This window comes from Candidatus Gillettellia adelgis (genome assembly GCA_020541285.1).
In the GTDB taxonomy this organism is placed as follows: Bacteria; Pseudomonadota; Gammaproteobacteria; order Enterobacterales; family Enterobacteriaceae; genus Gillettellia; species Gillettellia adelgis.
Map to the genome: position 1 here is coordinate 355,082 of CP047043.1, position 24,874 is coordinate 379,955.

General features: G+C 33.5%; 13 protein-coding genes. 4 read left to right on the forward strand and 9 right to left on the reverse strand.

Going from position 1 to position 24,874, the window contains the following annotated elements; all coding sequences use genetic code 11:
• Positions 1 to 1,500 precede the first annotated feature (1,500 nt).
• From galU to GIY03_RS00715, 3 genes are read left to right on the forward strand one after another with little or no spacing between them, the layout of a single operon-like run.
• On the forward strand, positions 1,501 to 2,418 hold the full coding sequence (galU, locus tag GIY03_RS00705) for a UTP--glucose-1-phosphate uridylyltransferase GalU (protein ID WP_457913960.1): 918 nt from the start codon (positions 1,501 to 1,503) through the stop codon (positions 2,416 to 2,418).
• 32 nt (positions 2,419 to 2,450) lie between these two features.
• Positions 2,451 to 3,794 (forward strand): UDP-glucose dehydrogenase family protein, encoded by a 1,344-nt coding sequence (locus GIY03_RS00710; protein ID WP_457913804.1) that lies wholly within the window; start codon positions 2,451 to 2,453, stop codon positions 3,792 to 3,794.
• Between the two features lie 7 nt (positions 3,795 to 3,801).
• Positions 3,802 to 4,812, forward strand: a complete 1,011-nt coding sequence (locus GIY03_RS00715) for an NAD-dependent epimerase (RefSeq protein ID WP_457913805.1) — start codon at positions 3,802 to 3,804, stop codon at positions 4,810 to 4,812.
• A gap of 130 nt (positions 4,813 to 4,942) precedes the next feature.
• On the opposite strand, the gene hns is transcribed toward GIY03_RS00715, so the two are convergent.
• The 8 genes from hns to nadK all read right to left on the reverse strand — a co-directional run bounded on the left by hns (position 4,943) and on the right by nadK (position 23,134).
• A complete protein-coding gene (gene hns / locus GIY03_RS00720; protein WP_457913806.1) occupies positions 4,943 to 5,350 on the reverse strand; it encodes a histone-like nucleoid-structuring protein H-NS in 408 nt (135 codons plus the stop codon).
• A 5,755-nt stretch (positions 5,351 to 11,105) separates the two neighbouring features.
• Positions 11,106 to 11,645 (reverse strand): PTS glucose transporter subunit IIA, encoded by a 540-nt coding sequence (gene crr / locus GIY03_RS00725; protein WP_457913807.1) that lies wholly within the window; start codon positions 11,643 to 11,645, stop codon positions 11,106 to 11,108.
• Between the two features lie 21 nt (positions 11,646 to 11,666).
• A complete protein-coding gene (ptsI, locus tag GIY03_RS00730) occupies positions 11,667 to 13,427 on the reverse strand; it encodes a phosphoenolpyruvate-protein phosphotransferase PtsI (protein WP_457913808.1) in 1,761 nt (586 codons plus the stop codon).
• Positions 13,428 to 13,476: 49 nt separating this feature from the next.
• Entirely contained in the window at positions 13,477 to 13,734 is a 258-nt protein-coding gene (gene ptsH, locus GIY03_RS00735; RefSeq protein WP_457913809.1) for a phosphocarrier protein Hpr, read from the reverse strand.
• A 3,673-nt stretch (positions 13,735 to 17,407) separates the two neighbouring features.
• The gene (gene cgtA / locus GIY03_RS00740; protein WP_457913810.1) at positions 17,408 to 18,484 is read right to left on the reverse strand and encodes an Obg family GTPase CgtA; all 1,077 of its coding nucleotides are present in this window, start codon (positions 18,482 to 18,484) and stop codon (positions 17,408 to 17,410) included.
• Between the two features lie 1,726 nt (positions 18,485 to 20,210).
• Positions 20,211 to 20,486: a 50S ribosomal protein L27 gene (gene rpmA, locus GIY03_RS00745; RefSeq protein WP_457913811.1), complete on the reverse strand. Its 276-nt coding sequence runs from the start codon at positions 20,484 to 20,486 to the stop codon at positions 20,211 to 20,213.
• Positions 20,486 to 20,815 carry a 50S ribosomal protein L21 gene (gene rplU, locus GIY03_RS00750; RefSeq protein ID WP_457913812.1) on the reverse strand — a complete coding sequence of 110 codons (330 nt, stop codon included), beginning with the start codon at positions 20,813 to 20,815 and terminating at the stop codon, positions 20,486 to 20,488. The genes rpmA and rplU overlap by 1 nt, the downstream gene beginning before the upstream one ends.
• Before the next feature lie 1,440 nt (positions 20,816 to 22,255).
• The gene (gene nadK, locus GIY03_RS00755) at positions 22,256 to 23,134 is read right to left on the reverse strand and encodes an NAD(+) kinase (protein WP_457913813.1); all 879 of its coding nucleotides are present in this window, start codon (positions 23,132 to 23,134) and stop codon (positions 22,256 to 22,258) included.
• A 123-nt stretch (positions 23,135 to 23,257) separates the two neighbouring features.
• Between nadK and grpE the strand changes: the two genes are divergently transcribed.
• Positions 23,258 to 23,851 carry a nucleotide exchange factor GrpE gene (gene grpE / locus GIY03_RS00760; RefSeq protein WP_457913814.1) on the forward strand — a complete coding sequence of 198 codons (594 nt, stop codon included), beginning with the start codon at positions 23,258 to 23,260 and terminating at the stop codon, positions 23,849 to 23,851.
• A gap of 92 nt (positions 23,852 to 23,943) precedes the next feature.
• Here grpE and ung read toward each other — a convergent pair whose 3' ends face one another.
• Entirely contained in the window at positions 23,944 to 24,645 is a 702-nt protein-coding gene (gene ung, locus GIY03_RS00765) for a uracil-DNA glycosylase (RefSeq protein ID WP_457913815.1), read from the reverse strand.
• Between the last annotated feature and the right edge of the window lie 229 nt (positions 24,646 to 24,874).

Consider the following 24,874-nt stretch of genomic DNA (forward strand, 5'->3'; position numbering starts at 1 on the left):
CATTTCATTTTGTTACTTTCCTATTAAGTGCTTATTTTAGCATACCTTAAACATTATAATCATCGACGTTAAGTATAATGTCAGTGTCATACTAGAATTCGATTTCTTATAGTGAAATATATTCATGTTACTATAATTAAAGCGACAATGCTTATTAGAAGTTTTTCGGAAAATATTACAAAACTTAGCGTGATATTTATAGATTTATTTTACTGGTTACCTAATTAATACAATTAGTAACGATTTTTAGTACGTAATGAGGTTTTTGTTTTTCACTCTGACATACTAATATCAGCCATTATTAATAGCGTAATGTTCATGGTGATATTTATATAAAATACATACAAAGTATATAAGATATTGATTTTTATTTTAATAGTATAATTTTAAATATCATGCAAGTAAGTGATCAGTCTATTATTATTCACACTGACTGCGTGCTGTCATTTCACCATAATCTATGTAATTATTTTGATTACTGTGGTTATCTTTCATTGCTCGTTTAGTTGAGTCGTCTTTACTCTCCTGCGTGCTTGCAGTGACAATATCTTACGGGAAGTTTTGCAGTTCTATGAGTTGTTTAAAGTTATCTATAATTGTAACATACGGTTATTTTGGGTTAATTGAATGCTTATATCGACTGATCATACTGTGTATATTATCAATATACTTTTATTGACTATTAATATGAAGTGCTTTTAGAATTAATTAGGCATGTCAATAATTTAGTACCGCAGACTAATAAAAGATATTAAGAACATTCCTTTAGGCGACTCAATTAAAGTATCGTAAAGAGCATAATAAGATGCTCTTTAGTGCTGCTAGAACCTAACTCTAGGTAGAGCGATGAGGTTGTAGCAACTTGTTTTTTCTTGATAGCCTTGCTACGTCGTGATCTTAGTATGTTCTTACGGAGAACACTAGTAAATTAGAGTATTATATAACTGAATGATAGTAGCACTATTGAGTATGGCAACATTATATGTTGATACCTGGATAAGGTGTGCTAAACATTGGCCTTGCTATCGACCACTGTCAAATAAACGAGAATATTAGGGTAAAATTTATCGGCTGTCTATGTCTTACGGAAGACATTGAGTTTTGTCTGCAGCATTATAAATATGACTGTAATCTCAAAAGAATTGATGCAATCGAAGGTGAGACATGCTGTGTTATACAACATTTTTAATTAAAATTGTTATAGTTAAGTAAAAATTGAATTTCCGTTATTTATTCTTCTCAGCTCTATTTATGCTTATTATGCTTTAATTGTAATTAAATAAAAAAAGTGATTCATCGCTTAAGAATTGATTTGAATAGTGTTGGTGTGCACTATGAGAGAAAGATTAAAGGATCAAATTTATAGATTTTCGGATTGACACTCGCAAGTAATGCAAATGCATCAGAATCATTAAAGCATATATAACTTAAGGCATGAGACTAGTATAATTCTATGTGCATAGAATATGCATTCTACACAAGTATATTAAGAGAGAAAACATCTCTATTAAAAATCGTAAAGTCAGAAAAGCAGTCATTCCAGTTGCAGGTTTAGGAACACGGATGCTGCCTGCAACTAAAGCTATCCCAAAGGAAATGTTGCCGCTAGTAGATAAACCGTTAATTCAGTATGTGGTTAATGAATGCATTGCATCTGGGATTATTGAAATTGTGCTCGTGACTCATTCTTCTAAAAATTCCATTGAGAATCATTTTGACACTAGCTTTGAACTAGAAGCAATGCTAGAAAAACGCGTTAAGCGTCAGCTTCTTGATGAAGTTCAGTCAATTTGCCCTAAAGGTGTTACTATTATGCAAGTACGTCAGGGAGTAGCCAAGGGGTTAGGACATGCTATTATGTGTGCTTATCCCATGGTGGGGGACGAACCAGTTGCTGTAGTATTGCCGGATGTGATTCTTGACGAATATAGTGCCAATCTAAAACAAGATAATTTATACGAAATGTTGCAGCGTTTTAACGCTACTGGTGTGAGTCAGATTATGGTTGCACGGTTACCATATAATAATGTTGGTAATTATGGAATAGCAGATTGCCAAGGTTATAAATTGCAGGCTGGCGAAAGTGCTCCGATGGTTAGTGTTATCGAAAAACCAACTCTAGATGTCGCTCCTTCGAATTTAGCTATTGTTGGACGTTATGTACTGGGCGCCAATATTTGGCCGTTACTAGCAAAAACACCTACAGGTACAGGTGATGAAATTCAACTCACGGATAGTATCGAGATGTTAATGCAACAGGAAGTAGTAGAAGCCTACCACCTTAAAGGTATTAGTCATGATTGCGGTAATAAATTAGGTTATATGCAGGCTTTTGTTCAATATGGTATGCGACATTCTAGCCTAGGTAAAGATTTTTCTCAATGGTTGCAATGGTTTATAACTTCTACTAAGCAATAATTTATTTTTTTAATTTAAAATTAGGACTTTCTATGAAAGTTACAGTTTTTGGTATTGGCTATGTTGGTCTTGTACACGCAGCAGTGCTGGCTGAGGTCGGTCATAATGTCATGTGCATTGATGTTGATGAATGTAAGATTAAAAATCTAAAAAAAGGCATTATCCCTTTTTTTGAGCCCGGCTTAGCAGCATTGGTGCATAAAAACTATAATGCTGGCTGTCTGCATTTTACTACTGATTTTAAGGTAGGTATTATTCATAGTACTATCCAATTTATTACTGTCGGCACACCAGCAGACGAGAATGGTTCTACTGATTTAAAGCATGTACTTACCGTAGCTCATATTATTTCTCAGCATATGATGGATCACAAAATTGTAGTGAATAAATCCACTGTGCCAGTCGGCACAGCAAACAAATTGCGCCAGATAATGATCGCAACACTTAAAAAACGTGGACATTATGTTCCATTTGATATAGTATCCAATCCGGAATTTATGAGGGAAGGAACTGCAGTCACAGATTGCATGCGCCCTGATCGTATTGTGATTGGTAGCGATGATAAAAGAGCGCTTAAACTTATTTGTGAGTTGTATAAACCGTTTAACCGCAATCATGATCGCATGATTATGATGGATGTTCGCAGTGCTGAGTTGACGAAATATGCTGCTAACTGCATGTTGGCAACGAAAATTAGTTTTATGAATGAAATGGCTAACTTAGCGGAATTGTTAGGAGCGGATATTGAAAAAGTGCGAAAAGGGATGGGTTCCGACCCGCGCATTGGTTATAATTTTATCTATCCAGGTTGTGGATATGGCGGTTCTTGCTTTCCAAAAGACGTTCAGTCGTTAATTCGTATTTCGGAAAACATCGGTTATCCTCCGAAGTTATTACAGGCGGTAGAACAGGTTAATATTCAGCAGAAATATAAATTGGTTCAGCTCATTACTGAATATTTTGACGAACATTTAGATGGTAAAATTTTTGCTTTATGGGGTTTGGCATTTAAGCCGAACACCAACGATATGCGTGAAGCATCTAGTCGTGTATTAATAGAGAAGTTATGGCAGCTTGGAGCTATAATACAGGCTTATGATCCGGAGGCAAAGCATGAAGTCCAACGTATCTATGGACAACGCGATGATCTTAGAGTGATGAATACTAAAGAGGATACACTACAAGATGCTGACGCGCTTGTGATTTGTACCGAATGGCAGAGCTTCCGTTCTCCAAACTTTGATGTTATAAAGCGGACATTAAAGCATCCAATTATCTTTGATGGTCGTAATTTGTTTGATCCTAAAAGACTAAAAGATCAGGGTTTTACGTATTATGCCATTGGCCGAGGCTCCTCTGTTCACCCAGTAATTTGAGGGAAAAATGAAATTCTTGGTTACAGGCGTTGCAGGATTTATTGGCTACCATATAGCAAAGCGTTTATTAGCTAATGGGCAAGATGTTGTTGGTATCGATAACCTCAATCATTACTACGATGTAACTTTAAAAATGGCTCGTCTTAATCAATTAGTGAATAAGCCAAGATTTTACTTTGTAAAACTAGATTTGACTGACCAAAAGAGGGTGTCGACAATATTTGTCAAGAATAATTTTCAACGAGTAATTCATTTGGCTGCTCAGGCAGGTATAAAGTATTCAGTAGAAAACCCATTAGCTTATGCTCATGCAAATCTTGTTGGTTATTTAAATATATTAGAAGGTTGTCGTCATAATAAAGTTGAGCATTTGCTGTATGCTTCCTCTAGTTCAGTGTATGGACTAAATCGTAATCTGCCATTTTCTACTGTAGATTCTACTGATCATCCAATATCACTATATGCGGCAACAAAAAGAGCGAATGAACTTATGTCTCATAGCTACTCTCATTTATATGGTATTCCAACTACTGGATTACGTTTTTTTACAGTATATGGTCCATGGGGTAGACCAGATATGTCACTCTTTAAATTCACAAAGGCTATATTAGCGGGTCAGAGTATTGATTTATATAATTACGGTAATATATATCGTGATTATACTTATATTGATGACATTAGTGAGGCTATTATGCGGCTGCAAGCAGTTATACCAAAAGCAAATCCTGCCTGGGTTATGGAGCAGGCAACTCCCACTACTAGCTCTGCACCTTATCATATCTATAATGTTGGTAATGATAGCCCTGTACGCTTAACTGAATATATCACTGCGCTTGAACAGGCGTTAGGGATAACGGCATGCAAAAACATGTGTGCTATACAGTTGGGTGACGTTATAAATACACATGCAGATACTACTGAACTTTACAAAGTGATCGGTTTTAAACCAGCAACTAGTATACAGAAAGGTATAAAATATTTTGTAGATTGGTATCGGGAATTTTATAAAGTAAACTAACTAAATAGTTTAAAGATAGGCATGCTACATTTATAATATTTAAGATGCAAGTAAGCTTTATAAAGGTGCAGAGTAAAGTCATTATGTTCCTCTTCCCGTATCGTTAAGGAGTACGGGTAGAGGGGGGTTATTATAGCAAGAAATTATCTAAGGATTCACCTTCATCTTCAATGGCTTTTTTAATTACTGCTGGTGTTCTCCCTTGACCTGTCCAGGTTTTTAATGCATTATTTTCATCTTTATATTGATATTTAGCAGGGCGCGCAGGACGCGGTGTTTTACTTGTAGATTTTGTTATTGCTGTTGCTTGTAATAGCTCATTTGGATCAATTCCATCAGCAACGAGCATATCACGATATTGTTGCAATTTACGAGTACGTTCTTGTATCTTTGCCTGAGCTTTATTGTCTGCTTCACGACGTTCGTTTAAAACAACTGCAAGTTTCTCAAAGACTTCTTCCAGAGTTTCTACACTGCATTCTCTAGCCTGAACGCGTAGAGTGCGTATGTTATTTAAAATTTTTAACGCTTCGCTCATTATCTTAATCTCAAATTCTATTAGTATGGATTCAAAGAATAATAGAGTGCTCTTTTCTTTTCTGCAATAACTAAAATAGTCTTAATATTTAAATTAATCTTTAAGAACTCTATATTAGATATGATAGACTAATCTAGATTAGATCATGAAATATTATTACTGTAATTTTAAGGCAAACTTTTAAAAACCATAATGCATTTATTATATCTAGATGTGTTTGGATAGTTATATATAATCAATCAATTAAAAAGTGTGCACTAAGACAGTGCAAACTCTTTGTTTATACACCTTGTCTGGATATTTATCTAAATCTTACAGGATATTAAGAGGTTTGCATTGCATCTTGCGAAATAAGATAAAACTCTAATGTTCTTAGGATGCTCAGAATTTCTATAGAAATTCTTAAAATAAAGAGATACTATAAGTATAGTACGTTAAATTATATGCTGTATAGCTATTTTAAAGTTATACTGTAAATCTATTATGCGAGAGTAGGAACATATTTAAGATTGAATTATATACTATTCACATAGTATATAATGATCGATAGTTTCACAAAATGACACATAATGTTGTCTATTCATCAAGTGTAGGGTTTTAGTGAACCAGATGTCCTAATTATATCCTCTAAGATAATAGGTGCAACCTAAATTAGCATTTTGTTAAATATTGATGCTATTTATGAATTTTTTACGCTTAATATTCCAATATAAGTCGCTATCTTAAAGTAAGATAAATAATTGCTTTAGAAGTGATATTTTCATACTTCATGTTGTATTTGCTATCTGTTAGCTGTTAGCTGCGATGATACATAGATGCTAAAGATTTGTTATAAACCACGTGCGAACAGTGTATTCATAATCCGTTGTTTACCGGACTTACAAGCAGCTAGTACCATGGGTTGTGCGTTATAGTTTATTTTTAAAATTTTCTGTAATTAGTAACACTAAAACAGAAGGTATTTGTTGTTTTGAGTTAGGGTTTTAATCAGGTCTCTCGGAATATTAGCGTGTCTTTCAAAGACAAACCTTTTAGAGAAGTATGATCAATCTTATCATTATCAATGAGTTAAAGTTGTTCAAGTTTTGCATTTGTATATATCAGAATGATAAAATTATCACTGTAATCTACATATTAGAATGAGTATTAATCAAATAATTCGCTACTCCGACCAGAGTAGCATTTTAGTATATTCCAGTACTTGTCAAGTAGGGTAAGTATAAGAAAAATCTTAGTATGTTAACCTTTTCTGTTAAAGCATCAGACTCTTAACCAGTTGTACTTTTGTATTTTAGTATTTAATGATCGATATCAGTAATGTATAAAATTGAATAATATGATTTTATATATGCATATATTATATAATGCAATTTTTAAGTAACTATACTTAATTAATTTTAAGTTTTAACTTTTTCAAAATTATTGAACGATTATTAATTTTGAAGGATGCTTTTAAAAAATTTGAGACTCTATTATAGAATAAGTACTTTCTTTCTAAAACATCTCTAATCAACATCAATTGCTTAATATATAGAGTTTTGAGAAAGATTGTGGTGAATCTTAGGAGTAATCTAATAGCGTTCATTCTACTAAGAAATCACTCAAATATAGAAATTGTACTAAAAACTATCAAACACTTTACATTATAGTAAAAAGAAAGATTGAAGTTTTTTACAATCTATAATAAAGGATTAATAGATGTCTCTTTTCGGGTATTCTGGCACCTTACGATTTCACTCACCAAACTACAGAATTTTTTAGTTTTATGCCTCACTGATACAATCGATTGTCTATATCCATCATTATAAAATAATTTTCTGATCATCGTAAGTAAGTGTTGTTACTCCACACTTGATATAGAGAGCGTAGCTAAGTATGTTTTTTCTACGTCGCGATCCGAAAATCATATTGTTGATGGAAAGGTGTGGTCGCTGTTAATCACACTTTATAATATGGTGAGGTTTTCGTCGGCATTATTACTAACAAAAATGTGAAATTGCACTAATATTTTTTACTCTGCGCTTATAATCCTGATGATAAGAGTGTACAACTGATAAACATTGAACGAAAGGAGTTGTTAAAACGTTCTACTAGCTCCTGTAGATGGCATAGTTACCAATGACTGCAGAGATTTCCAAATCAAAACCACCATAATAGATACTTATTATGGGCAAGTTACTAAGGCAGTGTGCTTCCTTGAGTGACTAGAACGACGATCCAGAGACAGTCTATGTTATGTATCTATTGCACTGATACTTGCTGGCAGTGTTACATTGAAAGCGCTTATAAAAGTTTAATTATTAAATATATCTTCTCACTTAGTGCGCATAAAAAAAGAGTTAGCGCGATGGTCGATGAATTCATTTTTCCGGATAATGTTCAGTCTGTTCTGAAAACACATATGGGTGATCTGAGCAATTAAACCGTGAGTGTCTGGGTGCAGAGTTCTTAAAATTTTTTGTATATTGTGAGATTGCATGTGTGCAAGAATCCGATCTACTAATGCATGCCCTAATGGCGTGGAATAAAAATAAGATGTCAGTTTGCTAATGACTGATACACTATGTGATATGTTTTTTGGAACGACAGGAGCTCGAAGGTATTCCTGTCTGGCGCCGTTTTAATATTATGAATTATAGTATTAGTGTTATTAAAGCCGACAACAAAGAAAGCATGTATGTATAGTAGAGTTTTTATTTCTGATAATATAACATATGATAAATTTAACGCATTATTTATCGATATGCTAACTTTTTACTGCTGTAAAATCTAGCTCAGATGATGTATAACAATTATACTACAAGTATTTTAAATATACTAAAATAGAAGAACTGTAAGTATTGTTGCTGCTCAATAATATGTATAAGTCAGAAAAAATAACGTATAGATAATTTATAGTACTATCAGTTTTACACTGTAAAACGACTATTAGGCGTAGTCTGAAATATCACGGGATAGAAGTTAACAGACTAGATAAATTAGATATTTATCGTGAGTTTGGGTATAGGTGGTCAACTGTTATATATAGTGCAACTAGGGTCACATAATACGGGCATCATTAATATAATGCATGTTCGGAAATATTACATGATAGTTTATTGTTGCAGAGATTTATTTTGGGAAAAATAAATCTAGGAAAATTAACACCAAGATAAGTATTATACAATACGTTTGAATATCGTGTGCGAGTAGTTATTGATTTTTAGTTCTGAGTAGGTCAGTTGTCTAATGTAGATTAAACACTAAATAACAATGCAGATTTAGTAAAAATCAATACATAGTGATGTATCAATGTTAATTCAAGTGAATGTACTATATTTAAAGATAAATCGTTTTACTAAGTAAGCTGTTCATTAAATATAAACGATGTATTTGGGTTTTTTTATATTTTTATATAGTATATTTTGACTTACTCTAATAGTTAACTAAAGTAAAATCTTTATAATCTGTCATGTTATCATTTACTTGAATCTTGCACTCTTTGGACCATATATCTTGATTTTTTGAGAGTGATTAATTTTTTAGTTTCTTGTAGATGCGATGTAAACTTAAGTATTTAGGTTCTTGGTTTGAATAGACTAGACGTCAACTAGAATATTAAACCTAAAACTTAAATATAGTCGTGATAGTAGAATTTTCGTATAGCACAGATCACAGATTTTTTTTATTTTATATGTATTTGATTTATAGTATTAATTAATACTAATAAATCAGTAAATAACGTAAACAATAAATGTAAATAGTTACGATACTTACCTATGTACTACGTTTCAAAAGTCAGTGTATTTATTGCTAATTAAGATTAGTCAGTGACTCTGATACTTGAGAAAATCTAATGCATATACGATGTAAAGTATAAGGTCTATAATAGACAATGTATACGTATCTTTTATGATTGTTTATAGAATTTTTTCTCTTATTTTTATGACATTAAGTTTGTCTAATACTAATACAGATTGTTGATAGTGATAGGGATTAAAATCCATGGTGTACGAGATTACAGCTAATTGCGTTTCGGTAAATTTTGTGGTCCTAGTATTACGTCTGTTCTTTCTATAGGGGCTAGATAATTGCTCTAGCAAGCTTTAATATTAAAAATGACTCTGTTAACCAATTTTGTAGTATATACTACTATTACAGTATCTATTGCGATTTTAGATGATATGAAGATTGGCTGATGATTAAACTATAATATATTGGAAGCTACATTTAATATTTTAGGGAATATGCAGTTTTTTATGATTAATATCATGTCTGATTCGGGAAATTTATTTCCCTGTTTTTGTTTATGAAAACAGTTAAGTAATAGTAACAAATACACTAAGACTTTATTTATAGAGACATGCAAGGTTACTGCATTAAACCCGACTTAACTATATACTGATATTAAAGATTTATGCGGCAACGTTTTAGTTGCCTTATATAGGTTGATACTTCTATCTATCGCTAGATATTGTATGGCCTAGTTTGCATCGATCCAGGATTTATTTTACTCTATCTAAATAGCTACGATAGATATATAATACTTCTAGCGATATTAGAGTCGCTGTGAAGATTCTAGTGTTTTTATCAGATTATATTGTGTAATATGCTTAATATGCCGATTATCGGAGTAACAATAATTCATTCGATATTAAGAGTACGTTGCAGTATAGAACTGCAACCTATATCTTAAGATGTTATATATCATGCTTGAAAATTTTGTATCTAATCTATGCAGACATTAATAATTAGTTTTGTTATATTTTTTACTTTTGTGAGAGAGAATGAGATACATAAATGATTCACGAATACCTACAGCGACAATAGCTACAGCCATTTTACATGTATAATATTATTTAAGGACCAGTTTTGTGTTTATTATATTCAATACATTAGTAAGTCATGAGTTAATTGGAGCGACTATAACAGTTTAAAATAAAAACATATTGAAGCTGCGGTAGCTAGTTTTTGGTTATTTAATAGCGCGTGTAGTTCAAATTCAAATCTCATGGCTTACTAAGCTAGCAAAACATTGCGTGTTGTACAAGCGACAATAAATAATGTTTTGTAACCGTTAGTGAGAAAATCTAATGTTATACGAATTATAAATCTAGTCAGCAGTGAGTAGTAATAGCGGTATCTATTGGGAATTGTCGGTGATCTTCTTATAAATCAGTCTACTGCTTCCGCAATAGTATAATCTTAGGATGCTAATTAACAGGGATGCTGATGGAATGTAACTGCTTTAATTAATTGCACGTAAGTCACATGGGCACTACGACGGAGTGTTATCTATTCTGTAGAATAGACTCAGGATACTATTAGATAGGATATTGTAATATCGATGTCTCGTATGTCTGCATATAGCTGGCAGTATAAAAAATTAGTCATAGACTGTAGGGTGCATGTATATTGTTGATAGCATAGATACGATAAATATCGTGAGCAACGTGAACCATGACCAAAAGAAGTGTAGTCATATAAGTCAAATTGGTTATTTTACACTCAACTAAAGTAGTAACGTCTCTTATATTTAGAACCAGCATAGAGTACCTACTAACCAAATATCTTTTCTAATGTTAATAAGTCGTATATTGTGCAATAATACTTCTAAAAGAATGATCTTTTAGAAAGAGACATTGAAAGATTTCTACATGAGTTGTGTCATATTTAGCACGAAAACAAGCAGAACGGTGATCAACCTCACCGTTTATCATCTTTATTGCTATTTTTAGAAAATTACCTTAAGTTCTAGATGTAGAAAACGGTGTTATTAAACGCCGTTTTCTGTGTTAATTAACGATTGTTTACTGATTCGAAAAATCGGAGTCTCGCCAACAATAACATTACCAGATAATTTAATGAATTCTTTTAGTTCATCTATATTAGAGATAATAACTGGAGTGAGGGTTGATTTGGCGTGCTTTTCTAGGAAATCTAAATCAAATTTAATGATGGTATCACCTTTTTTAACATGCCGACCTTCTTCGGCGATGCGATAAAAACCTTTACCTTTTAACTCAACAGTATCGATACCGAAATGAACAAATAGTTCTACACCATTATTAGATTTAATAGAGAAAGCGTGATTAGTTTCAAATATCTTACCAATGCTTCCATCAATAGGCGCAACCATTTTGTTGCCAGAAGGCTTAATTGCAATACCATCGCCAACAATTTTTTTAGCAAACACAAGATCTGGCACATCTTCAATATTAATAATCTTACCAGAAAGAGGGGCAAAAATCTCAATAGTAGTTATATCTTTTGGATCATTAGAAATGAGTAATTTTAGTTTTTTGAGCCATCCCATATTTTTCTCCTACACATTAAATTAGGGTGTATTCCACGTTTCAGTACAATGAAAGTTTAGAAGAGCGTTGTCTGTAATAAATGTATTTATGCAATTCATTAGGTCTTGTGCGGTTGGCTGTGCCAAAACTTGTATTGCTAAAGCTTGTACATCAGAAAAGTTAGTACTTCGAATAATTTTCTTGATTCGAGGGATTGATACTGCGCTCATACTAAACTCATCCAACCCCATACCTAATAATAATAGTGTAGCACGTTCATCGCCAGCTAGTTCACCGCACATACCAGTCCATTTACCTTCTGCATGTGCTGCATCAATTACTTGTTTAATTAGACTGAGTACTGATGGGGATAATGGATTATAAAGATGAGCAATCATCTCATTGCCTCGATCAACTGCTAGAGTATACTGCGTGAGATCATTTGTTCCAATACTAAAAAAATCAACCTCTTTTGCTAAATAGTGAGCAATCGATGCTGCAGCTGGCGTCTCTACCATGACACCTACTTCAATAGTTTTATCAAATGCTTGACCTTCTGCACATAATTGTGCTTGCAAACTAGCGATTTCGCTTTTAAGATCGCGTACTTCTTCTACGGAAATAATCATCGGAAACATAATGCGCAATGTGCCAAACGTTGAGGCTCGTAGAATCGCGCGTAGCTGAGTATGCAAGATTTCTCTACGATCCATCGAAATGCGGATAGCACGCCAGCCAAGGAAGGGATTCTCTTCTTTAGGAAGATTCATATACGGCAAGTCTTTATCTCCACCGATATCCATGGTGCGAATTGTTACTGCCTGTGCACCCATAGCTTCTGCAACGGCTTTATAAGCTTGGAATTGTTCTTCTTCAGTTGGTAATGTATCACGATCCATAAAAAGAAATTCGGTACGATACAAGCCGATACCTTCAGCGCCGTTACGTTCAGCACTTATAATATCGCGAATGGTACTAATATTGGCACATATTTCAACTTGATGCCTATCTAATGTAATTGCTCGAAGATTTTTTAGCTTAGCTAGATTATTTTTTTCAGCGCTATACTGGTTATGGATTTTTTTTAACTGATCTATTGTTTCAGTAGTAGGATTAATATAAATCTTGTTATTAATCGCATTCAATATTAGGTAGTCACCAGTTTTCACCTGCTTAGTTACATTGATCGTGCCTACAATAGCTGGTAATTCTAGAGAACGTGCCATGATGGAGGTATGCGATGTGCTACCACCCAAATCTGTGATGAAACCTAATACTTTTTTTAGGTTCAATTGTGCGGTTTCCGATGGAGTCAAATCAGTGGCTACAAGGATTACTTCGTCCTGAATCGTGCTGAGATCGACAATGGGCATGCCGAGCATATTCCGCAATAGACGCTTTCCTATGTCGCGAACATCAGCTGCTCGCCCTCTTAGATAGTCGTCATCTAATGCCTCTAAGGCATGTGCTTGACCTTCAATGACACTATAAGCCGCCGCATCAGCGGAGGCATGTTCATCTTTGATTAGGGCGATAATTTCTTGCTCAAGCTCTTCATCTTCTAGTAACATAATATGGCCTTCAAAGATAGCTGCTTGATCTTTTCCCAAGCTTTTACTGCCTTGACTTTTGATTACCGCTAGTTGTTCAGATGCTTTAGCGCGGCTAGATAGAAAACGTGAGATTTCCTGATCTATTAGATCTGTGGAAATTTTTTTTCGGTTAATAACAATCTCATCTTCTTTTAATAGAAGAGCCTGACCAAAAGCGATGCCTGGTGATACTACAATACCTGAAATCATAACCCTACCTTTTTTTGACTAGCATTAACTATAACTAGGGATAGATGAATTATTCAAGTTCTGCCATTAGTTTTACTAAATGCTCGACAGCTTTCCGTTCATCTGTACCAACAGCTTCGATGGTTATTTTGGTGCCTTGAGTCATCCCTAAAGTTTGAAGTTTAAATAAGCTTTTAGCGTTTGCTCTTTTACCATTAGAAGTAACGGTGATATCAGAAAAAAAACTTTTAGCTTCTTTTACGAATTGAGCCGCAGGTCTAGTGTGTAGACCATTTGGCGCAGTAATAGTGATTTCTTGCTGAAACATTGATATCTCCTCAAAATTATTAGAGTTAATTATTATACTACTAAATTTCGTTAACAAGTCGGCGTTTAATTATACTGGTTATTATCTAATTATAGTAAATGCTCATTCAGCACAACACGATATGTTAGGCGCGATAAATTACAAACATAATTGCCGATTATTACAATTAACCCATCTTGATTATATCGGTCACGTTCTTAACGATAAATCAATATAAAAAGATTTCACTATAATCAACAGGGTGACAAGTTTATATATTAAATAATGTACGGTTAAATACTAAATCATTCTGAAAAAATCAATCTTTGAATGCTATCGAATATGACTCAACTCATAAAAAAGTTAAAAGCACCTAGAAAGGCGCTTTTAACTTTTTTTATGCTATCAATCTCATTATGTTAATGCTTATTTGTTAAATAGACTAGTAAAATAAGGAAGCAATACGGTATTGCTTATGGGAAAAAGGTAAGATTACTATGATGGTTTTTCGCTAGAATTAGCTTCTTCAAGTAATCTTACTATTTTAGCCAGGGGTTGATTCATAGAAAATACCTGTAAGACTTTCTCGTTTATTGATTAGAAGTTTTGCTATGATAATACTTCCACGGTTGCTAATGTGTTAGAGATGCTCAACTAAAACTATCCCTAAAGTGTTCAGAATAAAGCTGTGCTTAATACTTTGATCTATAACGGACTGGGTGTGAGTCCTTTTCTTCTCATACTTAGCGAATCGCTTGTTTTGGTTGTGTTGTATTCTTACTATAGTGACTCATATCAGTCAGGATGTGTAGTGTCTAATTAAAAGATACACTATGTCTACTGTACTGGCAGTGTCTGCGAAGATTTTTGATCATGTTTTGGATTATTAGGTTACGTAAATTGCTAGATTTTTTATAGGTTAATAGAGCAGTTCAAATATTTAGCCACCATTGTTTTAGTGTTCTCATAGTATCTTGTATTTTATTTTCCACCTTTGTTTAATACAAGAGTGGCGCATATTGCATATAGTTCTTTACGAGGTGCATGACTATAGTTAACGATATAATAATTGTCAGTCTATAGTTGCAATTTTTCTAAAAAATTCAGTGCCATTCGTATTTTTCCTTATGTGGCTCTAGGCGCATATTATTGATAGTTACATGCCTGTTGTTTCATGTTTTCTTATCATCTTTATACTAATGTGGCATTTGATATTAAAGATTTTAGGTTGACGAAGCTACTTGTAGATAAAGATGTTTATTACCGATACGATTTATATACATTAATATTTATACCGCTTGGTTCTAGAGTGGTTTGCATATCTTGATTCATAAGTGTAATTTTTAACTTTATTAACATTGCAATAATATATTACGTATATAATAACAGTAGCAGCTGGGAAGTAAAGAATAAGTTTAAGGGTAGTGACACAAAATATATAGCAGCTAGCACATACTGGTTGCCATTCTTAACTGTTTATCATTCAATTTCTTTAATATATTGCATATTATGTCAATATTATATCTCATAGATCTGATATCGCTATATGCTGATTTACTTAAAAATTGTTTTATTATGAAAGGCTTATATTATTTATACGCGATCGTAGTGCTTCACCCACTTTCAATGATATATCGTAAAAAATAGTACGCATTCTGTTGAAAGACTTTTAGCACAATGCAGTAGCTGTTATTTTGATCTATTTATTACTATTGCTTAGTTTACTAGCAGTTCTGTATCATATCTGTTACTCTACAAGAGGTAACCAGTACCTTTTATATCATCGAGTCAGGTGATGGGATGCTAATAAAACAGTCAATATTTCCGTCTAGAATATATCGTAATCATCGATTATTCTACTCACTGTATTATTCAGATATAGTACGTTTATAATATATAAATGGTATAATTATTACTATTTTTGTTATTTTATTTTTCAGACGGCTTTTGCCTAATATATAAATTTTATTTTTATGTCGGATAAAAATTATATTTTGTATTTTTAAACCGTATTTAATCACTAAGGATTTTAAGTTTTCTATGATCTTGATAACTATTAGGAGTTAGTAAGACCCTTGTAGTAGCAGGTATAGTAGGAGGTATAATAGGTATGATTCTTTTAGCATCAGCAGTAAAACTGTTTGTGTATTTTAAGGTTATTTAATAAAGTATATTAAACGGTACTCAGAATGCGGTCACGGCAGTATTCTAAATAATAAACTGGCGCTATAAATATAGATCAATACAATCCTGATGTGCATGGCTTCGCGATTAAAGATTAGTAATTATTAGAACACCTGTGTGAGTTGGACATTAAGAATACGTCTGATTCTTTAGGATGTTATTGCTTTTAGAGTATCAAATCTGCTTGTTTTGAACACGTATAAATTGATTAAGGACCAATGAAGTTATGTAAAAAGTAAAATATTACAATAGGTGTGCAATTAATTGGAAATGCTAGTGAGAGTAAAAAAGAAATAGAATTATTCAATTCAGGCACTTATATTAAGTGCGTTGCTGTGATTTTTATTTGGCATGAAAGTGACAGAATCTTCTTTTGTGCTGGTACTACGCAGTGTGTGACTATGTTTGGAGTAGTTCAATAATTATAATTAGATTATGCTTGAAAAGTTTAATAACCCTGTCTTGACATATATAAAACTATAAAGTGTTTATTAGACACATAAGTTTCTTATAGTGGAAATATAATTACTAAAAGATCATTGAGTTGCAGATCAATATTTCCTTATGCAAAACTACTCAACAGAGCTATATATTCGTTATTTAAAGTTAGCTGGTGTATCATTTGGAATGATTAAGGAAATTTTCACATAGCTATGCATGTTATATACAAAGTTGTAGTACGGTAATCATGTAGTAGTCAAGTCATTGGGGACCGATCGGAGCAACGCTAAATCTGCACTATAAGGCACACAATATTTATTGAGGTGTATGCAGTCCTAGCAGTTATATTAATAAGTGATAAAATAATAGAGAGTAAGAAAGATTTTACCTAAGGTATTAGTATGGTAGATCCGTGAATCTACTAAATATTTCATGATATATCTTTATATAAAAGACAACTTATCTCTAATACTACTAGTTATTTAGCTATGTGTATAACTGGCATAATTATAATAGGTTATATAAAGATATATAGAAATGATACAGTATAAATATACCACTGTACTAGTAGGGATTTTAAAATATGCCAACTACGTTCTTAATAACGTAGTTGGGTTGGTAGATATTGTTTATTAGGCTAGGATTATACTCTTGTAGGGTTAAAATTACATAATGCGTCATTGGTATGTCTTGCAAGTTACATGTATTTAAGATTAATCAAACAAAAACAATACTCAGTGATTCACGGGGTTGTAATCATAAAGATATAGCCTATGATAAATTCAGAATATGGGGCTGCTTATATTTACTCGGGGGTTTTATGATACCCTGCTAATAATTTTAGAGTCTTTCAGTCTATTTTAGAGGCTGTAATTACAGCGCACAGTATTGTTATATAATTCAAAAGAACTATTAGTAGTTTTGACGAGTAGTTAAGTCACATAAAACATTACATGTAGCAAATAAACAAAAGACTATAATAAGTCAGCTTTTTAGTTAGATAATTATACATTAACAAACTCTTTGTTATCTTTATGGCAGTTATTTGCTATTCAATCTCAATATTTTGTTAAAAACAACAGTCATTCCACATGTATTCTGTTTTTTTTGGTAAGTGTTCTTGGATGACCGGCACTGTCTTTTGTGTATTAATAAAACGCATTATATCCAAGCATAATTCATTGATGCCTTTATGATTTGTTGCGGAAATCAAGTAGTACTTATCTTTCCAACCTATATCCGCTGCAATCGATTTTGCATGTATAGCGGCTTTTTTTTCACATAATAAATCGATTTTATTAAAAACCAGCCAACATGGTTTTTGTGCTATATTTTTGCTATATTGATTTAATTCTTTAATGATAATCTTAGCGTTTTGCGCTGGATTCGATCCTTCAATTTGCGAAATATCTACTAGGTGTAACAATATGCGACAACGTTCTAAGTGCTTAAGGAAACAGACGCCTAAGCCAGCACCATGAGCTGCGCCTTCAATAAGTCCTGGAACATCCGCGATCACAAAGCTTTGTTTACTATCGATACGCACCACACCCAAACTTGGTGAAAGCGTAGTAAATGGGTAATTAGCAACTTTTGGCTTTGCGGCTGATACTGCTCGGATAAAAGTTGATTTGCCAGCATTAGGTAAGCCTAACATACCGACATCAGCTAGCAGAAGAAGTTCAAGCAAAATCTCACGAGTCTCACCAGTAGTACCTAGTGTCTTCTGGCGCGGCGCACGATTTACTGAGGATTTGAAACGCGTATTACCTAAGCCATGCCACCCGCCTTTGGCAAGCATTAATTTTTTTTTATGATAGATCATGTCACCAAGGGTTTCACCAGTACCTTGATCTTTAGCACGAGTGCCAACCGGCACTTTAATGATAGTATCTCTACCTCGCTTGCCGGTACAGTTGCTGCTCTGGCCATGTTTCCCGCATTCAGCGTAAAAAACTTTTAAAAATCGGTAATCAATTAATGTATTAAGGTTCTCATCTGCTACTAAATAAATGTCACCACCATCTCCACCGTTGCCACCGTTAGGCCCACCATATGGAATATATTTTTCTCGTCGGAAACTCACGCAACCATTACCACCATTACCTGCAACAACCAAAATTACTACTTCATCTACAAAAGTCATCAACCATCTCCATCCATACTTCATGCCATATATTATTTGTTCAAAAAAATAGGTTTATAGTTTTTAATTAGATTATTCTCTATAAGCGCTATAAAATATAATGTTTGCTAACATAAATAACTTATGGGTAAGCAATGTCGCGTATTTTGTAACTATCAGAGTTCGGTTACCTTTATATTAACAGTATACTATAAGGTTAAAAGGTTTACAGAAAAAACCAGAAAATGTACAGCGTGTATTGTGCTAAAAGGTGTATATATTAACTTTCCTCGCTTATACCTTATAACTTATTCATGTATAATCCTATGAATCTGCCACGCGTGCTCCTTTCGATAACTTAAATTATTTCAGATAAACACTCTGATACTATTCTCAGATACAGTGAAACATCTAATAGTAAATTTGAAAAGCTAGGTAATTGTGTATGGTTTTTCTAAAATTTTAAGTTAATTGCATACACATGTGATATACCTTAAATAGTTTTTATCGTGTATAAAGAATTATTTCTTATTTTAGATAATTTGCCGTTTAGTGCGAGTAACATATTTAAAAAAGTGTTTTTATCTCATACAGTATACTTGTAAAGTAAATCAGCGGTTGTTTCAAACTTACTTATATAGCGTTTCACAACTTGCTGTTAACCATTAGAGATGAGTATATAAGTAAGCAGTAAGGGATAAGAATTTTATGCTATCTAGTCTTTGCGAGTTCGATACGGTGAAACTTATCTTCAATAAGATATACATATTTTACATTATTAGACAGGTATCGTTGACAACGAGAAATAAGCGCTGTTTTAGTATTCAATATGCAGTAGTAGTGAATTCTACGCTGTCTATATAGTGATGATTTTATCATATTTATAAATTTTTTACGAGTGCTATTGCCATTGGTTGCTATCTTTTCAGTAAAGTGTGTAAGTATGTCCCCTCTCTATGATTTGCGTCCTTTAAATATCATTAATAAGCTAGATAATATAGCGTCTGAGGACTATCTGTATTGATTTTGATAGATTTTGTATATATGTATTATGCTGTTATGATATAGTTATGTGTACATTAGACGATTGGTGTGTAGCTGTAGGCATGATTATAAAACTACGCGTTATATACGTGTTATATTAAAATCAGTTATAGAGTATCTACAAGTTATTGGTTTGTGTTGGAATACTTCTGTAGAGTTAGCATAAGATTATTTATCATATCTTCATAAGTTATGTAACTTTCACAACAATTTATATTGTTTTTACTTATCATTTAATGTAATAACGTGCTATTTAGATATGGTATTGATATGCCGAGACATAAAAGTAGCATAAGTTATAAGCTTAAGTAACTATGTTATAGTTTTTAGACTTTCGCGATATGGATACATGTTTATGCTACTGCATGTTTCTTTTACAGCATGTATGAATGGAAAAGTTTGAATGCTTTTCTTCGATAGAGCAGCCTTAGCTATTAATAGTCGTAAATAGGGTTAGATTATGAGTATTAAACAGCTATTAATAATAGTTAGGTATACTTACTAATTTGAAGATGTGGAACGTCGATGACTTCGCGACCTTGATATATGCTATGTTACTGTGCTTAAAGTATTGACGTTTCTATTCATTACAGTACAACTTTTATTTCGTACCAACCTTAGAAAACACTGAGCATATCTCTTCAAAATACTACTACTATACATAGAAATAGAAGTAGTTCCGCTATAAAATATGGACTTACATCTATACAAGTGCAGACAATGGTGTCGCATCAATACTGATAAATTTATGTTTTTTTAATCCTTTAACCTCGAATTTTACCTTTCCGTCTTTAAGAGAAAAAAGTGTATGGTCTCTGCCGCAACCCACATTACTACCGGGATGAAACTTAGTACCGCGCTGACGAACAATAATAGTGCCTGCCAGTACTTCTTCACCGCCAAAACGTTTTATCCCTAGACGTTTAGATTCTGAATCACGGCCATTACGTGTCGAACCGCCAGCTTTTTTATGCGCCATTATTCTACCCCTTTAACTTCAGTGTTGATGCTATTAATTTTAAGATGAATAAAATGTTGACGGTGACCTTGCTGTTTGCGGTAGTGCTTACGACGACGAAACTTAATAATCTTAATTTTTTCACCACGATCGTGTGCAATAACCGTAGCGTTGATTTTTCCTCCATCGACGAAAGGAGTACCTATTTTAATATTATCACCATGAACAATCATTAAGACATGAGTAAACTCAACGGTTTTACCAATTGCGATATCTAATTTTTCTAGACGAATAGTTTGATTTTCGCTGACTCGGTGTTGTTTACCACCACTCTGGAAAACTGCGTACATATACAACCCCACTGTTCGCATGCTCTCCTAATTTAGTACAGAGCGCGCTCTAAATATTTATAATATGCAATAAATTTTACTTAAAAAACCATTACATGACAAGAGTAGCATAAAATTAGAAATAGAAAGAAGAAAATAACAGTATCTTTTATAGTAGTTATTTGTGTTTTTTGAGTATAATCACACAATAGTTATCATCATATAAGAATGCGAATATCACTTTATATATAAAATAGAGAGAAATACAATCACGATATCATAAATCTAGACCAAACCACTTAGTTAACTGCACAAGATATGATAGTTGTGAAAAAAAGTAATTCTTAAAAAATTACAATACGATATGATACTTATCAATCAGTTAGGATATGATGAGCAATGGTAGCCAGCGTATCCAATCAATAATGATGGTTATATTAGTGGCACGAACGTTAAACGATAGGGTAAAACATCTTACTGTTATGGCGCTGATTGAATTTATTCATACAATTACATTCTTAAATAATTATGTGATGAACGAATCTGACATATGCTGCGGTCAACCTACCTCGAATGCGACATTCGGTGATGCGGTTAGTGTATGAGTCGGCGATTTTGTCCAGTGCTAATTAATAAAACAGAGGGAGAGGATTGCAAGATTGTTTACACTACTCTGGCACTTTATTCCAATTGATCGATGATTGCTTTTATTATAAAGTTATTCGTAGTATTTTTGGTACAATACTAGTAATAATTTAAATGAAGGACAGCTAATTCTATCGCTGTTGCATGACATGCAACACGGTAACGGTGATACAATACAAAGAGCGATGATTCTGGAGTCGATTTAACAAGAAAACAGATCATACCTGTTACCACCTGTTTTCTATACATCATGCAACAATATACGTCTTTAGAGGATACTGATCATCCTGTTGAGGTTGAGGTGCATAATGTCATCGCTGCACTATAAGTCTTATTGCACTCTTTATACCGTGATGCGTTAAAGATTGAAGTCACGTAGCAGTATAGCGTAAATATTAGTAAAATTGTGTGCCTCAAACAATGTCTTATAGGCGCAAAACTTTTAGTTTGGAGCTAATTACTATACTTCATAGGTATAATTAATTATTTCTGCGGCGTAGAAGCAGCATGATTGTTCTACTAGACTCTACTTCTAGAAATTTTACCACATCTTATAATATGTTCAGTATGGTCCTTTGACTGAAGCGCTGAAAATAAATCAGAAGAAGCTTTCTCAAAAAGAATATTCTAGTAAACGATTAATCTTAAAGGAAAACTCATGCAATTCCTTAGATATAATCTGTGATACAATATACGTGCTGCTTCAGCGGTTTCTAATTGCATGTATTTCGTTATATGTTATTTTACGCATTATGGGAGTATAAGCATACTGATTTAGTATACTGGTTGAATATCACTAAATTCTTAGCAAGATTTTTAAAATAATTTTTTTGACCAACCTAGTTTGGAGCTTAATACATTAAAATAGCTGTAGTCTTTTGGATGAATAAGATTTAATTGAACATTACTACGATAGATTGATACTTCTTCGCCTGGTTGGATAGGTACGGAGATTTGGCTATCACAACTTATTTTAAGATCACAGCTAACTTTTGCAAACTTAAGACAGATAGTACTATTGCTATTTATTACTAATGGTCGAGTAGAGAGTGTGTGCGGAAACATCGGTACTAGAGTAATAGCATCTAGCGATGGTGTAAGGATTGGCCCTCCGGCTGAGAGAGCATAAGCAGTAGAGCCGGTCGGAGTAGCGATGATTAATCCATCTGAGCGCTGGAAGAAAGCGAAGCGATCGTCAATATATACCTCGAACTCAATCATATGTGCTACTTTTCCAGGATGTAGTATAACTTCGTTTATAGCAGTGCTAATACAGCATTGACTACTACCTTTATGTACGCTAGTTTCTAGCAAACTGCGCTTCTCATCGATGTATTTTCCTTCTAACACTGCTGCTAACTGTTGTAATATATTATCAGGATCAAGGTCAGTAAGGAAACCAAGGTTTCCGCGATTTACTCCAATAACTTTAATGTCATAGCATGCCAATTCGCGTGCAGCACCGAGCATATTTCCATCACCACCTACTACTACCGCTAAATCGGCTTGCTGACCTATATCGGGTAAACTACCGGTAATGACATCTTTTATGTGTAAGTCTTGAGCGATTTTTTGTTCAATAATTACACAATATCCCCGCGTAACAAGCCAAGAACATAGCATCTTATGTATTGCGAGCGATGAAAAATGACGTGGGTGACCAATAATACCGATACAGTTAAATTTTTTATTCATTCTTAGAATATTCCTTGGGCAACGTAGTTGATAACTGCATTATGATTGATAGACTTGAAACTTTGGGTTTTTATCCCTATAATAAACTAAGTCAAGAGATGAATCTTAAACGCGGAGATATTTATGAGTATTAAAGAAGAGAAGACGCCAAATGAGCCGGTTTCTGAAGAAATAGCACAAAAAGTTCAAGATGAAGATACGCCACTAGAAATAATAGAAAATCTTGATGTGCGTGACATGCGTATTAACGAATTAGAACTTCAATTGCTTGCGTCCCAACAACAGCAACGCGATGGGCGCGATAGTTTACTTCGCGCTAAGGCAGAAGTCGAGAATGTGCGGCGCCGTACTAAGTTAGATATTGAAAGAGCGCATAAATTTGCTTTAGAAAAATTTTCTAGTGACCTGTTACCAGTACTTGATAATCTAGAGCGTGCGCTAGAATTAGCGGATAAGAAAAATCCTGAGTTAACAGTAATGATTGAAGGTATTGAGCTAACGCTAAAGTCATTAAAGGATGTAATACATAAGTATGGCATTATGATTATTGATGATGTGAATGTGCCATTTAACCCTGATATACATCAGGCAATGAGCCTAATTGAATCCACTGATCACCAACAAAATCATGTAATAATGGTAATACAAAAAGGTTATATGCTAAACAGCAGATTACTACGGCCCGCAATGGTTGCAGTTTCTAAAGCTAAAATATAAATACGTTTTACACGTATAGGTATTGACTTGTAGATAACAAAAACCTTTCTTCTTATGAAGAAAGCATAAATTTCGTGGGACTATACAGAACATTAGAAAAAATTGCGCGCTTCTGAAGTATATTGATGAAGTAGCCAATTGATAGGCTGCACACCGTGTTGCTTTAAAAATTGATTTGTTTTTGAAAAATGACGACAACCAAAGAAGCCGCGATAAGCTGAGAATGGCGACGGATGCGACGTCTCTAGTACGTGATGGCATTTGCGATTGATAAGATTACCTTTTTTTTTCGCATAAGCTCCCCATAGTAGGAAGACTAGGTGATTACAGTGTTTGTTTAGTGTAGTGATCACTGTGTCAGTAAAGATTTTCCATCCTAAATGAGCGTGTGAATTTGCATGATGACCTTCGACCGTGAGTACTGTATTGAGTAATAATACACCTTGCTTAGCCCAACTCTGCAGGCTACCGTGGTTTGGGCACGTAAACCCAGGAATATCGTTTTTAAGCTCCTTATATATATTTGCCAGTGAGGGTGGTACTTGTGTGTCGGGGTGTACTGAAAAAGATAAACCATCGGCTTGCTTGGGGCCATGGTAAGGGTCTTGACCAAGAATTACTACTTTTACATCTGATAAGGCGGTGAACCGAAAGGCGTTAAATATATCTTTCTGTAATGGGTAAATAGTTTTTCCTTTTTGTCGTTCATTCTTAATAAAATCTAGTGTTTTCATAAAATAGAGTTGTTTTTTTTCTTTTCCGATTACATCGTGCCAGGTAAGGTTATTAGACATGAATTTCCTCCTTCGTTTTCATTGGTAATAAAACGAGTGTAGTCTGATTTGTCACACACTATAGTAAAGTTATTGTGTATATGTGTAATATAGATACTTATTCTACAATAGAAAATGCGTAATAAAATTAAACGCGTTATGAATAAAACGTAATAGTTTTATTTTTGATGCTATTTTAATATATTTTAAATGTATAAACAGTGTTTTATGCAGGTTTTGTGGCTAAAAT

Bases quoted from the DNA above. Each gene is read 5' to 3' on its own strand.
- GIY03_RS00710 (WP_457913804.1), top strand. From the start codon at position 2,451: ATGAAAGTTACAGTTTTTGGTATTGGCTATGTTGGTCTTGTACACGCA.
- GIY03_RS00715 (WP_457913805.1), top strand. From the start codon at position 3,802: ATGAAATTCTTGGTTACAGGCGTTGCAGGATTTATTGGCTACCATATA.
- hns (WP_457913806.1), bottom strand. From the start codon at position 5,350: ATGAGCGAAGCGTTAAAAATTTTAAATAACATACGCACTCTACGCGTT.
- crr (WP_457913807.1), bottom strand. From the start codon at position 11,645: ATGGGATGGCTCAAAAAACTAAAATTACTCATTTCTAATGATCCAAAA.
- ptsI (WP_457913808.1), bottom strand. From the start codon at position 13,427: ATGATTTCAGGTATTGTAGTATCACCAGGCATCGCTTTTGGTCAGGCT.
- ptsH (WP_457913809.1), bottom strand. From the start codon at position 13,734: ATGTTTCAGCAAGAAATCACTATTACTGCGCCAAATGGTCTACACACT.
- cgtA (WP_457913810.1), bottom strand. From the start codon at position 18,484: ATGACTTTTGTAGATGAAGTAGTAATTTTGGTTGTTGCAGGTAATGGT.
- rpmA (WP_457913811.1), bottom strand. From the start codon at position 20,486: ATGGCGCATAAAAAAGCTGGCGGTTCGACACGTAATGGCCGTGATTCA.
- rplU (WP_457913812.1), bottom strand. From the start codon at position 20,815: ATGTACGCAGTTTTCCAGAGTGGTGGTAAACAACACCGAGTCAGCGAA.
- nadK (WP_457913813.1), bottom strand. From the start codon at position 23,134: ATGAATAAAAAATTTAACTGTATCGGTATTATTGGTCACCCACGTCAT.
- grpE (WP_457913814.1), top strand. From the start codon at position 23,258: ATGAGTATTAAAGAAGAGAAGACGCCAAATGAGCCGGTTTCTGAAGAA.
- ung (WP_457913815.1), bottom strand. From the start codon at position 24,645: ATGTCTAATAACCTTACCTGGCACGATGTAATCGGAAAAGAAAAAAAA.